The following is a 14,473-nucleotide window of genomic DNA, read 5'->3' as shown; positions in this document are numbered from 1 at the left end:
CCGCCCCGACCGGCATCCGGCGCGCGACGATACGTGAGCGCATCCCGCTCTCGACGTGGCACGCCGTAGTCGTGAAGGCAAGGTTCGCCGCTCGACTGTCGCGAAGCCGACCGAACGGTTCGGCACGCGGGCGGTTCGATCGCCCGTGTCCTGGCTCGGCCGGGTGGTGCGACGCCCTTTTGCTTGGCCCGGAATAGCGACGATCGCGGCGGCGGCGCGGCAGCGCGGCCATGGCCGCGCGGACACGGTGTCGCGGTGCAGCACGGCGCGGCCGGACGGGCCTTTCCACCAATCCCGCGGCGTCTAGCTGTAACGCTTCCAGACAGGGAGCGGCGGCATGACCATACCGATCACCCTCACCGTGAACGGCGCCCCTCGGACAATTCTGTTGGAGGACGCGCGCGTGACGCTCCTCGACCTGCTCCGCGAGCGCCTCGAACTCACGGGCACCAAGAAGGGCTGCGATCGCGGGCAGTGCGGGGCCTGCACGGTGATCGTGGATGGCCGGCGGCTGAATGCCTGCCTGGCGCTCGCGGTCAGCCTGGACGGGGCGGAGGTGCTCACCATCGAGGGCCTGGCGGAGGGCGATGCCCTGCATCCGGTCCAGGCGGCCTTCCTCGACCATGACGGCCTGCAATGCGGCTACTGCACGCCCGGCCAGATCATGTCGGCGATCGGCCTCATCCGCGAGGGGCAGGCGGGCGCGGATCCCGAGCGCGTCCGCGAGGGGATGAGCGGCAATCTCTGCCGCTGCGGCGCCTATGCGGGCATCACCGAGGCGGTGCTGGACGCGCAGGCCCGCCTGACCGAGGCCAGCCGCGGAGAGGCCGCATGAACCGCTTCGACTACGTCCGTCCCGCCACGGTCGCGGAGGCGGTGGCGGCCGGGGCCGCTCCGGGCGCCGCCTACTTGGCGGGCGGCACCAACCTCGTGGACCTGATGAAGGGTGGGGTGACGCGCCCGGAGCGCGTCGTCGACCTGACCCGGCTTCCCGACCTCGACCGCGTCGAGCGCCTGCCGGACGGAGCGCTGCGGATCGGCGCCCTGGTCCGCAACGCCGACCTTGCCCACGATCCCGAGGTCGCGCGGCACTACCCGGCGGTGGCCGAGGCGCTGCTCGCGGGCGCCTCGGCGCAGCTGCGCAACGCCGCCACGGCGGCCGGCAACCTGATGCAACGCACGCGCTGCGCCTATTTCTTCGATCCGGCGAGCGCCTGCAACCGCCGCGCGCCCGGCGCCGGCTGCGACGCGCAGGGCGGGGAGACGCGCCAGCATGCGGTGATCGGCTGGAGCGAGCGCTGCATCGCCACCCACCCGTCGGATTTCTGCGTGCCCCTCGCGGCCCTCGACGCGGTCGTGGAGATCGAGGGCGCCTCCGGGCGCCGGGAGGTGCCGCTCGACGCCTTCCACCGCCTGCCCGGCGACGCTCCGGAGCGGGAGACGGTGCTGGAGGCGGGCGACCTCGTGGTGGCCCTGCGGCTGCCCGCGGAGGCAGCGGCGTTCGCGGCTCATTCCCGCTACCTGAAGGTCCGCGAGCGCACCTCCTACGCCTTCGCGGTCGTCTCGGCGGCGGCGGCCCTGCGCGTCGAGGACGGCCGCATCGCCGAGGCGCGGATCGCGCTCGGCGGCGTGGCGGCCAAGCCCTGGCGCGAGCGCGAGGCGGAGGCCCGCCTCGCCGGTGCGACGCCCGACGCGGCCGCCTTCGCGCGGGCGGCCGAGGCGATCCTCGCCGGGGCGAGCCCGTCGGGCGACAACGCCTACAAGATCCCGCTCGCCCGGCGGCTCGTCGCCCGCGCCCTCGCCCGCGCGGCCGCCGGGACCCCGGAGCGGCTGCCGGCCCTGCCGGCCTCGGTCTTCGCCCCCCAACCGGGAGAGCTCGCCCATGCCTGAGCCCGTGCGCATCCGCCAGGGATCCAATCTCGGCCAGCCGCTGACGCGGCGCGACGGCCGCCTCAAGGTCACCGGGGCGGCGCGCTACGCCGCGGACCATCACCCGGAGGGCCTGCTCCACGCGGTGCTGGCGACCAGCACGATCGCCCGCGGGCGCGTCACGGGCCTCGACGTGGCGGCGGCCGAGGCCCATCCGGGCGTGGTCGCCGTGATGACGCCCGACAACCGGCCGGCGCTCGCCCTCGACCCGGACGAGAAGCGCGACCCCTTCACCTTCCGGATGGAGCTGCTCCAGAGCTGGGACGTGCGCTACGCCGGCCAGCCGATCGCCGTGGTGGTGGCCGAGACCCTCGAGGCGGCGGCCGAGGGCGCGGCGCTGCTGCGCCCGACCTACGCGGCCGAGCCCGCCCGGATCGGCCTCGACGCGGGCGAGCCCTTCGCGCCGCCCGCGATCGGCGTCGGCGACCCGCCCGACATGGCGGTCGGCGACGTGGAGGCCGGACTGGCCCAGGCCGCCGCGCGGGTCGAGGCCACCTACGAGACGCCCGCGCAGTATCACAACGCCATGGAGCCCCACGCGGTGGTGGCCGCCTGGGACGGCGACCGTCTGACCCTCGACACGCCGAGTCAAGGGCTCGCGATGGCCCAGGGGCGCCTCGCCGGACTGTTCGGGATCCAACCCGACGCGATCCACGTCCGCAGCCCCTTCCTGGGCGGCGGCTTCGGGTCGAAGGGCATGATCTCTGGACCGCAGGTGCTGGGAGTGATGGCGGCCCGCCACGTGGGCCGGCCGGTCAAGCTGGTGCTGCGCCGGGAGCAGATGTACGGCCCCGTGGGGCACCGGGCGCCGACCCGCCAGACCCTGCGCCTCGGCGCGGACGCGCAGGGTCGCCTCACCGCCCTCGACCACGCGACGCTGACGGCGTCGAGCACGTTCGACGACTTCTTCGAGCCCGCGGGCGGCATCTCGCACACCCTCTACGCAACGCCGGCGCTCGCCACGACGCATCGGGCGGTCCGGCTCGACACCGGCACGCCGCTGTTCATGCGCGCCCCCGGTGAGGCCACGGGCAGCGCCGCCCTCGAGAGCGCGATCGACGAACTGGCGGAGGCCTGCGGGGTCGACCCGCTGGAGTTCCGCCTGCGCAACTACGCGGAGCAGGAGCCCTCGACCGGGCGCCCCTTCTCGTCCAAGGCCCTGCGGGAATGCTACCGGCAGGGGGCGGAGCGGTTCGGCTGGGCCGGTCGGCCGCGCGAGGCGCGACAGATGCGCGATGCCGACGGGCTGCTGATCGGCTGGGGCGTCGGCACCGCGACCTTCCCGGCGCTGATGTTCCAGGCCGAGGCGCGGGCGGAGATCCGGGCCGATGGCGGCGGCGCGGTGGAGATCGGGGCGATCGATATGGGGCAGGGGGCCTGGACGGCGCTCGCCCAGATCGCCGCGGAATCCCTCGGCCTCGATCTCGACCAGGTCGCGTTCCGCATGGGCGATTCGATGCTGCCGAACGGCGGGATCGCCGGCGGTTCGGCCCATACGGCGACGGCCGGGTCGGCCATCCACGCGGCGGGGCAGGCGGCGATCGCGGAACTCGCCGCCCTGGCGACGAACGACGAGAGGTCCCCCCTCTACGGCGCCGGCAATGCCGGCGTGGTGGCGCGGGGCGGGCGGTTGCTTCGCCGCGACGACGAGAGCCGCGGCGAGGCGTTCACGGCGATCCTGGCGCGGGCCGGGCGCCCCTCCGTCGAGGGGCGGGGCCAGGGGGTGGGCGATCCGGCGGCGCGCGAGCACTACGCGATGCACGCCCACGGGGCCGTCTTCGCGGAGGTGAAGGTCGATCCCGATCTCGGCCAGATCCGCTGCACCCGCCTCGTCGGGGCCTTCGCGGCGGGCCGGGTGATCAACCCGCGGCTGGTGCGCAGCCAGTATTACGGCGGCATGATCTGGGGGGTGTCCTTCGCCCTGCACGAGAAGGCGGTGCACGACCCGCGCAGCGGCCGGATCCTGAACGCCAACCTCGCCGAGTACCACGTGCCGGTGAACGCCGACCTGCCCTCCCTCGACGCCATCCTGGTGGAGGAGGACGATCCCCACGTGAACGCGCTCGGGATCAAGGGCGTCGGCGAGATCGGCATCACCGGCACCGCGGGCGCGGTGGCGAACGCGGTCCGGCACGCCACCGGGATCCGCGTCCGCGACCTGCCCATCACCCTCGACCGGCTGCTCTGACGGGGGAGCCGATGCGATCGTCGGCGCGTTGAGACCGGACCCCCGCGAGGCCCCGCATGGACACCACCCCGACCCGCAACCCGAACGCGAAGCGGCCCGACGCCCTTCGGGGCATCCTGCTGACCCTCGCCGGCGTGGTGGTCGGGGGCCCGGGCTACTACTGGTCCTACAACCATCAATCGGCGCTCGGCACGCTGGTCGGCGTCCTCGGCATCTCCCTGTGCATCCTCGGCACGGCGAAATCGGAGGGGCCGGTGCACCGGTAGCGGGGTCGGTCCGGGCTCCCCGGCGCCGCGGGTTTACGCCGCCGGGGCGATGCCGCACAACGTCCCCACCTCCCCGCACGCGCCGAGGCGATGACCGCACCGCTCCTCTCCGTCCGCGACCTCTCCGTCACCTTCCGGCAGGGGGGGCGGGAGACCCGCGCGGTCGACCGGGTCTCCTTCGCCATCGCGCCCGGCGAGACGCTCGCGCTCGTCGGCGAGTCCGGGTCGGGCAAATCGGTGACGGCCCTGTCGGTGCTGCGCCTCCTCGACGGGGCCGAGCACGGGCCCGGGGGCCAGATCCTGTTCAAGGGACGCGATCTCCTGGCGCTGCGCGAGCCGGAGATGCGGCGCGTGCGCGGCGCCGATATCACCATGGTCTTCCAGGAGCCCATGACGTCGCTCAACCCGCTGCACCGCATCGCCGATCAGATCGGCGAGGTGCTGCGGCTGCACCGCAAGGTGCCCGAGCGCGGCGTGCGGGCGCGGGTGCTCGAACTCCTCGACCTCGTCGGCATCCGCGACGCGGCATCGCGGCTCGACGCCTATCCGCACGAATTGTCGGGGGGCCAGCGCCAGCGGGTGATGATCGCGATGGCACTCGCCTGCGAGCCGGACCTGCTCATCGCCGACGAGCCGACCACCGCCCTCGACGTCACGGTCCAGGCGCAGATCCTGGCGCTCCTCGCCGATCTCAAGGCGCGGCTCGGCATGGCGATGCTGTTCATCACCCACGACCTCGGCGTGGTGCGGCGGGTGGCGGACCGGGTCTGCGTGATGCTTCAGGGCCGGATCGTGGAGGAGGGCCGGGTGGCGGAGGTCTTCGCCGACCCGCGGCACGACTACACGCGCCGCCTGCTCGCGGCCGAGCCGAAGGGGCGGGGCAACCCGGTGCCCCTTTCCGCCGAGACCCTGGTCGAGGCCGGGCCGATCCGGGTCTGGTTCCCGATCCGCAAGGGCTTCCTGCGGCGGACGGTGGGCCACGTCAAAGCCGTTGACGGCGTCTCCCTGCGAGTCCGGGCCGGGGAGACGGTCGGCGTCGTCGGCGAATCGGGCTCGGGCAAGACCACCCTCGGCCTCGCGCTGTTGCGGCTCACCGCCTCGGATGGGCCGATCGTCTATCTTGGCCGGCGCCTCGACGGGCTCTCGGGCGGCGCCATGCGGCCCCTGCGCCGGGAGATGCAGGTGGTCTTTCAGGACCCCTACGGCTCCCTCTCGCCGCGCATGTCGGTGGCCGAGATCGTCGCCGAAGGGCTCCTCGTCCAGGGCTCCGCCCGCGGCGCGGCCGAGAGGCGCCGGATCGTGGCCGCGGCGCTGGAGGATGTCGGCCTCGACCCCGCTGCCATGGACCGCTACCCGCACGAATTCTCCGGCGGCCAGCGCCAGCGCATCGCGATCGCCCGAGCCATGGCGCTCGATCCGCGCTTCGTCGTCCTCGACGAGCCGACCTCCGCCCTCGACATGTCGGTCCAGACGCAGATCGTGACGCTCCTGCGGGAGCTTCAGCGCAAGCGCGGCCTCGGCTACCTGTTCATCAGCCACGACCTCAAGGTCGTGCGGGCCCTCGCGAACCGGGTGATGGTGATGCAGAACGGGCAGGTGGTGGAGGAGGGCGAGGCGGAGGCGATCTTCGCCCGACCGCGCACCGACTACACCCGCGCGCTCTTCGCGGCGGCCTTCGACCTCGCCGCCGCCCCGTCCGGCGCGGTGCGCGAGTGAACCGCGCGCTCCTGATCGTGCTCGACTCGGTCGGCATCGGCGGGGCGCCTGACGCGGCCGCCTTCGGGGATGCGGGCGCCGACACGCTCGGCCACATCGCGCAGGCCTGCGCGTCCGGAGAGGGCGACCGCGCGGGTCTGCGCGCCGGCCCCCTGCGGCTCCCCCACCTCGCCGCGCTCGGGCTGGGGCTCGCCGCGCGGGCCGCGACCGGCGCGGTGCCGCCCGGCCTCGACCCCGCGGGCGAGGTCGAGGGGGCCTGGGGGCACGCCGTCGAGACCGCCCGCGGCAAGGACACCGTCTCGGGCCACTGGGAGATCGCCGGGGTGCCGGTGGATTTCGATTGGGGCTATTTTCCCGACGCGCATCCGAGCTTCCCGCCGGACCTCACGGCGGCCCTCGTCGCCGAGGCGGGCCTGCCGGGCATCCTCGGCGATCGCCACGCCTCCGGAACAGCGATCATCGCCGCATGCGGGGCGGAGCACCTGCGGACCGGCCGGCCGATCTGCTACACCTCCGTCGACAGCGTCTTCCAGATCGCGGCCCACGAGGAGGCGTTCGGCCTCGATCGCCTGTACGCGGTCTGCCGGATCGCCCGGCGCCTCTGCGACCGCCACCGGATCGGCCGCGTGATCGCCCGGCCCTTCCGGGGCGACGCCGCCTCCGGATTCACCCGCACCGCCAACCGTCGCGACTTCGCCACGCCCCCGCCCGGCGACACGCTCCTCGACCGGCTGGTCGCGGCGGGCCGTCCCGTGGTCAGCGTCGGCAAGATCGGCGACATCTTCGCCCATCGCGGCACCGGCCGCGAGGTGAAGGCGGCGGGGAACGAGGCCTGCCTCACCGCCGCGCTGGAGGCGTTCCGGGATCTCGCTCCGGGCGGCCTCGTCTTCGTCAACCTCGTCGATTTCGACACGGAGTACGGCCACCGCCGCGATGCGCCCGGCTACGCGGCGGCGCTGGAACGGTTCGACGCGCGCCTGCCGGAGATCCGCGCGGCCCTGCGGGTGGACGACCTCTGCGTGATCACCGCCGATCACGGCAACGACCCGACCTGGACCGGCACCGACCACACCCGCGAGCAGGTGCCCGTCCTGGCCTTCGGGCCCGGTCAGCCGGCCGGGCCGATCGGCCGGCGGCTGTTCGCGGATATCGGGGCGAGCCTCGCCGCGCATCTCGGCCTGCCCGTCCGGGGCGGGACATCCTGGCTCTGAGAGCGATCCGGAGAGGACGGCCATGAACGCGGGGACGGTGGCGGCGGGCGAGGGGGCGGATTACTACGCGCCGCCGGTGCCGGTCCTGGCGGAACGGGTCGGCTGGCTGGGCCTGCTGCGCGCCTTCCAGCGCAACACCCTCGACGCCTTCCCGCGCGCCTGCCTGGAGCAGCCGGCCGTGAGCGTGGCGCTGCCCGGCGGGGGAAGGGTGGTGCTCCTCTGCGTGCCCGAGGCGGTGCGCCACGTCCTGGTGACGGCCCCGCAGGATTTCGCGCGGCTGCCGGCCGGCCGCCGGGTGCTGGGGCCGATTGCCGGACGCGGCCTCGTCCTGGCGGAGGGCGAGGCGTGGCGCCGCCAGCGCCGGGTGCTGGCGCCGGCCTTCACGCCGCGCACCGTGCCGCTGATGGCCGGGCACATCGCCCGGGCGACGGAGGGCTTCCTGCGCCGCCTCGACGCCCGCGCCGGCGCGCCTGTCGACCTGCATGCCGAGATGCAGCGGGTGAGCCTCGACATCGCCGCGGCCTCGATGTTCTCGCTCGAGACCGGCGCCTTCGAGGCGCGCATGCGCGCCATGGTCTCGGACTATCTCGGCGGGCTCGGCCGCCCGCGCGTCGCGGATTTCCTGCTGCCGCCCGGCTGGCCGACGCCGGCCGCGCCGCGGCGCTGGCTGTTTCGCCGCCGCTGGCTGCGGCTCGTCTCCGAGGTGATCGCCGCGCGCCGCGCCGCGGGCGGCGCCGACACCCCTCGCGACCTCTTCGACCTCCTGGTCGAGGCGCATGGAGACGGCGCGGACGGGCTGCTCGCCGACGAGGTCGGCACGATGATCGTGGCCGGCCACGAGACCACGGCCTCGACGCTGTTCTGGGCCGCCGCGCTGCTGGCGCGCAGCCCCGGCCTGCAGGAATCGCTTGCTGCCGAGGCGCGGGGTCTCGACCTCGGCGAGGAGGGCGCGGCGGAGAGCCTGCTGCGGCTCGGTCTCGCCAAGGCGGTGGTTCAGGAGACGCTGCGCCTCTACCCGCCCGCCTACATGATCGCCCGGCGGGCCCTGCGCGCCGGCGAGGTCTGCGGCGCGCGGATCCCCGAGGGCGCGACCGTGATGATTCCAACCTGGGTGCTCCACCGCAACCCGCGCTGGTGGCGGCACCCGGAGAGCTTCGATCCCGGCCGGTTCCTGCGGCCCGAGGAGGAGCCGGAGCGCTTCGCCTACCTGCCCTTCGGGGCGGGCCCCCAGGTCTGCATCGGGGCGCAGCTCGCCCTCGCCGAGGCGACGCTGGTCCTTGCCGGGCTCGCCCGCGCCTTCACGATCGCCATCGAGGGCGCGCGGCCCGTGCTGCCCATCGCCACCGTGACGGTGCGGCCCGACCACGCGCCGTTCTTCCGCCTCGGCCGGCGCGCGCAGGTCGAGAAACCCTGACGCACGGCCGCGAGATGAGATAGGCAACCTGATCCTTCCCGACCGGCGCGGAGTTCAGTTGCGGTGAGACCCTGGGGTAACGGCTCGTCCGACCGGCGCGGCTACCATCACGGCAACCTCAAGGAGGCGCTGATCGAGGCCGCGCGCCGCTTCATCGCGGAGCGCGGGATCGGCGGCTTCACCCTGGTCGACGCGGCGCGCCTCGTCGGCGTCTCGCCGGCAGCGCTCTACCGGCATTTCCGGGGCCGCGAGGCCCTGCTTGAGGAGGTGGCCGAGCGCGGCTTCCGGGAACTCGCCGCGCGGCTCGGCCGGGCGCTGCGCGGGGCCGGCACGCCGCTGGAGCGCTTCACCCGCATGGGGGAGGCCTATCTCGCCTTCGCCGAGGAGGAGCCGGGCTACTACGCGGCGATCTTCGAGGCGCGGCCGCTCGCGGCGCGGGAGGAGGAGGCGCGGCCCCAGGCCGGCACCGACGCCTTCGGGCTTCTGGTCGAGGCCCTGCGCAGCACCTTCCCGGAGGGGTTCGGCGGCGTCGATCCGCGCTTCATCGCGCTCGAGGTCTGGTCCCTGTCGCACGGGATCGCCATGCTCGCCGCGGCCGGCCGGCTGCCCACCGGGCCGGGCCTGCCGAGCAAGTACGACCTGCTGCGCGCGGGGGTGCTGGCGCTGGTGCACGGCGCCGCGGCGCGGCGGTAAGGTATTCGACGGATCCAGATCCTCTTTTCCGGATCTCCTTCCGCTGTCGCTACAGTCGTCCGGAAAAGGGGGCCTGTGCCGTGGAGGCTGCCCTCACTGCAGCGTGGGCTCGCTCCCTGACCCGCGCACCAGTTCCATCTCGGTCACGGCGATCAGCACCTCGGCGCGGGTCTTGAGGTCGGGCGCCTCCAGCATCGCCTGCTTCTCGCGGGGGCCGAACGGGCTCATCATGCAGAGCGCGTTGACCAGCGCCTCGTTTGGCGCCTCCTCGATGCCGGCCCAGTCGACCTTGAGGTCGTTGGCCTCGACGAAATCCTTGAGCGCCCGCAGGACGCCGGCGCGATCGACCTGATCCTCGCCCGCCCGGGCGTGGAAATCCGCCCCGAACGACTCGAAGGACACGCGGCAGAGCCGGTAGGGCGTCGTCGCGGCCATCTCCTCCTCGACCCGGAACCGCGCGATGCCGGAGAGGGAGATCAGGTAGCGGCCGTCGCCAGTCTCGGCGAACTGGGTGATCCGCCCGGCGCAGCCGATCCGGTAGAGCCGGGGCGCGAGCGGCTGCTCGCTCCCGTCCGGGTCGGGCTGGATCATGCCGATGACCCGGTCCGACCGCAGGGCGTCGTCGATCATCGCGAGGTAGCGCGGCTCGAAGATGTTGAGCGGCATCTGGCCGCGGGGCAGCAGGAGCGCGCCCGGGAGCGGGAAGACCGGGATCACCGTTGGGCAATCCCCCGGTCCCTTATACGCCACATTCATGCTCATCGCGGCGCTCCCGCCCCTGTCGCGGCCGGGCTCCGGGACGCGCGCGTCCCGGCCGGCCCATGCCTCACGAGAACATCAGCGACGATAGCTTGCGCCGGCCCCGGATCGTCATCGGGTCCATGGGACCCCAGGCCTCGAACAGCTGCAGCAGCTGCTTGCGGGCGGCATCGTCGTTCCAGCCGCGGTCGCGCCGCACGATCTCGATCAGGTGGTTGACCGCGTCCTCCTGCCGGCCGCGGGCGCTCAGCCCCACCGCGAGGTCGAAGCGCGCCTGATGGTCGGCCGGGTCCTCCTCGACCTGCCGCTGCAGCGCCCCGAGATCCCCGAGCGACGCGGCCTGTTCGGCGAGTTCGATCTTCGCGCGCACGCTCGCCACGGCCGGGTCCTTGGCGGCCTCGGGGGGAGCCGAATCGAGGAACTGGCGCGCCGCCTCCACGTCGCCGCGGTCCAGCACGAGTTCCGCGAGGGCGGCGATCGCCCCGGCATGGCCGGGCTCCTGCGCCAGGACGGCGCTGTAGATCTCCGCGGCCGCGTCGGTGTCGCCCTCCTGGGCGGCGGCCTTGGCCTCGGCCATCAGGTCCTCGACGGCGGTGGGGCCGAGGGGCCCGACCAGGCGCTCGATGAAGGCCTTGACCTGACTCTCGGGCAGGGCGCCCATGAACCCGTCCAAGGGCTGGCCCTTGTGGAAGGCGATCACGGCCGGGATCGACTGGATGCCGAGCTGCCCGGCGATCTGCGGGTGCTCGTCGATGTTCATCTTGACGAGCTTGACCTTGCCGCCTGCGCTCTGGACGGCCTTCTCCAGGATCGGGGTGAGCTGCTTGCAGGGCCCGCACCAGGGCGCCCAGAAGTCGACCAGCACCGGCTGGCGCAAGGACTCCTGCATGACGTCCTGGCGGAAGCCGTTGGTGGTGGTGTCCTTGATGAGAGCGTCCGCGGGCGTCGCGCCGGCCGCGGGGGTGTCGGTGAGCATGTCAACCTCGGGGAAACGACGGGCGTTTCGGCGGCTCCGGATGATCCGGCGGAAATGACCGGGATGAGATGGGGCCGCACCGCCGCCCTGACTAGTGCGACCACGCTGCGGCCGCCAAGCGAATTCCTCGCCACCGCAGGCCCGCTTCGCACGCCCCGGCGCGCCGACCCGCCCCCGCGGCGCTTGCCTCCGGGCGCGGGGCCGCGTAGGCGCCTCGTCCGATGCGCGCGCTCATCGACCTCGTCCGCGTGATGCGTCCGCGCGACCGGCGGCGCCTCACCCTGATCGTCCTCGGGCTCGCCGCGGCGGCCCTGTTCGAGATCGTGGGGGTCGCCTCGGTGGTGCCGTTCCTCACGCTCGTGGGCGATCCGGGCGCGGCCGCCCGGCTCCCCGCGGTGGCCGCGCTGCGCGCCGCGCTCGGGCTCGCGGACGACCGCACCTTCCTGATCGCCACCGGCGTCGCGGCACTCGCGGCGATCCTGGTCACGAGCCTCGTCAATGCGGCCCTAACCTACGCGCAGCTCCTGTTCGCGCATCTCGCCGGCTACGGTTTCGCCCGCCGCCTGCTCGCCCGCTACGTCGCCCGCGACCGGCTGTTCTTCGCGCGCAGCAACAGCGCCGACCTCGCCAAGAACGTGCTGAGCGAGACCGACCGGCTGGTGATCGGCGTGCTGACGCCGAGCCTCGTGATCGCGTCGCGAGCGGTCTCGGCGGCCGCCGTCGCAATCTTCCTCCTGCTCTATGCCCCGGCCCTCGCGCTGGTGCTCGGCGGGGGCTTCGGCAGCCTCTACGTGGGGATCTACCTCCTGGTGCGGGCGCGGATGGCCCGCATCGGTGCCCGGGCGACCGCCGACAACGCGACGCGCTTCCGCGTGGTGCAGGAGACCTTCGGCGCGCTGACCGAACTCACCGTCTACGGCCGAGTCGCGGCCTTCGCCGGCCGCTTCGACGCGCCCGCCCGCGCCTATGCCCGCGCCACCGCGGCGAGCCTCGTCACCGGGCAGCTTCCCCGCTTCGTCATCGAGGCGCTCGCCTTCGGGGGCGTCATCGTGGTGGTGCTCTTCGCCCTGGCGCGCGGCCTCGACACGGCCGGGTTGCTGCCGCTCCTCGGCCTGTTCGCCTTCTCGGGCTACCGGATGCTGCCGGCCTTCCAGAACATCTTCAACTCGCTCGCCCTGCTCCGCTTCTCGCTGCCGGCCTCGCGCCAGATCGCGGCCGAGCTCGCCCGCGAGGAGGAGGCGCCCCCGCGACCGGCCGCGCGCCTGCCGTTCCGCGAGGGGATTTTTTTCGAGGGCGTGTCCTTCGCCTACGAGCCGGGGCGGCCGACCCTGTGCGCCGTCGATCTCACGATCCGCGCCAACACCACCGTGGGCCTCGTCGGCCGCACGGGATCGGGCAAATCCACCCTCGTCTCCCTCCTGCTCGGCCTGCTGACGCCGGACCAGGGCTGCATCCGGATCGACGGCGCCCCGCTCGACGCCGCCTCGCTGCCCCTGTGGCAGAACCGGATCGGCTACGTGCCGCAGGACGTGTTCCTCATCGACGGCTCGGTGACGCAGAACATCGCGCTCGGCATCGAGGAGCCCGACGCGGACGCGGTGGCGCGGGCCGCGCGGCTGGCGGGCCTCGACGAGGTCGTGGCCGCCCTGCCGCGGGGCTTCGAGACGGCGGTCGGGGAGCGCGGGGCGCGGCTCTCCGGCGGGCAGCGCCAGCGCGTCGGGATCGCCCGCGCGCTCTACCACGACCCGGACGTGATCGTGTTCGACGAGGCCACCTCCGCCCTCGACGGCGAGACCGAGGCGGCCGTGATGGCGGCCATCGCGGCCCTCTCTGGGACGCGGACCATCGTGATGGTCGCCCATCGCCTGACGAGCCTCGCGCGGGCGGACGTCGTCCACGTGCTGGAGGCCGGGCGCATCGCCGCCTCCGGGCCGCCCGACGCCATCCTGCCCGGCCTCGCGCCGCGCCTCGAACCCGCCTGACCGAACGGCCGTCCCACGCATTCTACATTCTTAATCTGTAATATATGCGATATCTCGACGCGGCAGCGGATTTGGGCTAGGCGTGCTCTTCGGACGGGGCTTCCATGCCCCTACGTCATCGCATCCATTCAGGAGATCCGACATGGCCGACGCCACCACCGCCTCGGAGACCGGCCGCAAGCCCGGCCACGGCCGCGTGTTCGGCTCGATCACCGAGACCATCGGCAACACGCCGCTCGTGCGCCTCAACCGCCTGCCCAAGGAGCGCGGCGTCGAGGCCGAGATCCTCCTGAAGCTCGAATTCTTCAACCCGATCGCCTCCGTCAAGGACCGCATCGGCGTCAACATGATCGACGCCCTGGAGGCCCAGGGGGTGCTCAAGCCCGGCGGCACGCTGGTCGAGCCGACCTCGGGCAATACCGGCATCGCGCTCGCCTTCGTGGCCGCGGCGCGGGGCTACCGGCTGATCCTGGTCATGCCCGAGACGATGTCCCTCGAGCGCCGCAAGATGCTGACCTTCCTCGGCGCCGAGCTCGCGCTCACGCCGGGACCGCAGGGCATGAAGGGCGCCATCGCCAAGGCGGAGGAGCTGCTGAAGGAGATCCCGGGCTCGGTGATGCCCCAGCAGTTCAACAACCCGGCCAATCCCGAGATCCACCGCAAGACCACCGCGGAGGAGATCTGGAACGACACACAAGGCCAGCTCGACGCCTTCGTGGCGGGCGTGGGCACCGGCGGCACGATCACGGGCGTGGGCCAGGTCATCAAGCCGCGCCTGCCGAACCTGCGGGTGATCGCGGTCGAGCCGGAGGATTCCCCGGTGCTGTCGGGCGGCAACCCGGGCCCGCACAAGATCCAGGGCATCGGCGCGGGCTTCGTGCCGAACGTCCTCGACCGGAGCGTCATCGACGAGGTCGTGACGGTGTCGAACCAGACCGCCTTCGAGACGGCGCGCCTGCTCTCGCGGCTGGAGGGCATTCCGGGCGGCATCTCGACCGGCGGCAACGTGGCCGCGGCCCTCGAGATCGGCGCGCGCCCCGAGTTCCGGGGCAAGCGGATCGTCACCGTCGCCTGTTCCTTCGCGGAGCGCTACATCTCCTCGGCGCTGTTCGAGGGCATCTGATCCCCGCGCTCCGTCCCGCTCGGCGGCACGACGGCAAACGCCCCGGAATCGCTTCCGGGGCATCGCTCGGCGTGGCGGCCAGGTGATCGGGACTGGGGACGCGTCGGCCGAGACCCGGAACGCGGTGGCGCCGGCGCGGCGCCCTCCTGGTCGGACGGTGACCTAGAGCAGGATCCGATCGCGTTGCAATCGGCTGTTACTCTAGGTCTCTGTTTT

General features: G+C 73.5%; 12 protein-coding genes. 10 read left to right on the top strand and 2 right to left on the bottom strand.

The window, feature by feature from the left end:
• The first annotated feature begins 337 nt into the window (after window positions 1-337).
• From ACW9J6_RS05390 to ACW9J6_RS05355, 8 genes are all read left to right on the top strand, one after another.
• Window positions 338-835 carry a (2Fe-2S)-binding protein gene (locus tag ACW9J6_RS05390; protein WP_457115416.1) on the top strand — a complete coding sequence of 166 codons (498 nt, stop codon included), beginning with the start codon at window positions 338-340 and terminating at the stop codon, window positions 833-835.
• On the top strand, window positions 832-1,890 hold the full coding sequence (locus ACW9J6_RS05385; RefSeq protein ID WP_457115415.1) for an FAD binding domain-containing protein: 1,059 nt from the start codon (window positions 832-834) through the stop codon (window positions 1,888-1,890). Before ACW9J6_RS05390 ends, ACW9J6_RS05385 begins: the two co-directional genes overlap by 4 nt.
• Window positions 1,883-4,117, top strand: coding sequence for a xanthine dehydrogenase family protein molybdopterin-binding subunit (locus tag ACW9J6_RS05380; protein ID WP_457115414.1), 2,235 nt, complete (start codon window positions 1,883-1,885; stop codon window positions 4,115-4,117). Before ACW9J6_RS05385 ends, ACW9J6_RS05380 begins: the two co-directional genes overlap by 8 nt.
• 56 nt (window positions 4,118-4,173) lie before the next feature.
• On the top strand, window positions 4,174-4,383 hold the full coding sequence (locus tag ACW9J6_RS05375; RefSeq protein ID WP_457115413.1) for a hypothetical protein: 210 nt from the start codon (window positions 4,174-4,176) through the stop codon (window positions 4,381-4,383).
• Between the two features lie 90 nt (window positions 4,384-4,473).
• A complete protein-coding gene (locus ACW9J6_RS05370; RefSeq protein WP_457115412.1) occupies window positions 4,474-6,099 on the top strand; it encodes an ABC transporter ATP-binding protein in 1,626 nt (541 codons plus the stop codon).
• Complete coding sequence (locus tag ACW9J6_RS05365) at window positions 6,096-7,310, top strand: phosphopentomutase (RefSeq protein WP_457115411.1); 1,215 nt, start codon at window positions 6,096-6,098, stop codon at window positions 7,308-7,310. The genes ACW9J6_RS05370 and ACW9J6_RS05365 overlap by 4 nt, the downstream gene beginning before the upstream one ends.
• 22 nt (window positions 7,311-7,332) lie before the next feature.
• Entirely contained in the window at window positions 7,333-8,724 is a 1,392-nt protein-coding gene (locus ACW9J6_RS05360) for a cytochrome P450 (protein WP_457115410.1), read from the top strand.
• A gap of 63 nt (window positions 8,725-8,787) precedes the next feature.
• Window positions 8,788-9,417 (top strand): TetR/AcrR family transcriptional regulator, encoded by a 630-nt coding sequence (locus tag ACW9J6_RS05355; RefSeq protein ID WP_457115409.1) that lies wholly within the window; start codon window positions 8,788-8,790, stop codon window positions 9,415-9,417.
• A gap of 93 nt (window positions 9,418-9,510) precedes the next feature.
• Here ACW9J6_RS05355 and ACW9J6_RS05350 read toward each other — a convergent pair whose 3' ends face one another.
• Together ACW9J6_RS05350 and trxA are read right to left on the bottom strand one after the other, a co-directional pair.
• Window positions 9,511-10,179 (bottom strand): LON peptidase substrate-binding domain-containing protein, encoded by a 669-nt coding sequence (locus ACW9J6_RS05350; protein WP_457115408.1) that lies wholly within the window; start codon window positions 10,177-10,179, stop codon window positions 9,511-9,513.
• Window positions 10,180-10,243: 64 nt separating this feature from the next.
• Complete coding sequence (gene trxA / locus ACW9J6_RS05345; RefSeq protein ID WP_457115407.1) at window positions 10,244-11,152, bottom strand: thioredoxin; 909 nt, start codon at window positions 11,150-11,152, stop codon at window positions 10,244-10,246.
• 221 nt (window positions 11,153-11,373) lie between these two features.
• On the opposite strand from trxA, the gene ACW9J6_RS05340 reads away from it, so the two are divergent.
• Window positions 11,374-13,134, top strand: coding sequence for an ATP-binding cassette domain-containing protein (locus ACW9J6_RS05340; protein ID WP_457115406.1), 1,761 nt, complete (start codon window positions 11,374-11,376; stop codon window positions 13,132-13,134).
• A 142-nt stretch (window positions 13,135-13,276) separates the two neighbouring features.
• Complete coding sequence (gene cysK, locus ACW9J6_RS05335; protein ID WP_457115405.1) at window positions 13,277-14,257, top strand: cysteine synthase A; 981 nt, start codon at window positions 13,277-13,279, stop codon at window positions 14,255-14,257.
• The last annotated feature ends 216 nt before the right edge of the window (window positions 14,258-14,473 follow it).

The organism is Methylobacterium sp. JK268 (assembly GCF_054052225.1).
Note: the sequence above shows the minus strand (reverse complement) of the source record. Positions and strands in the feature narration are given on the sequence as shown.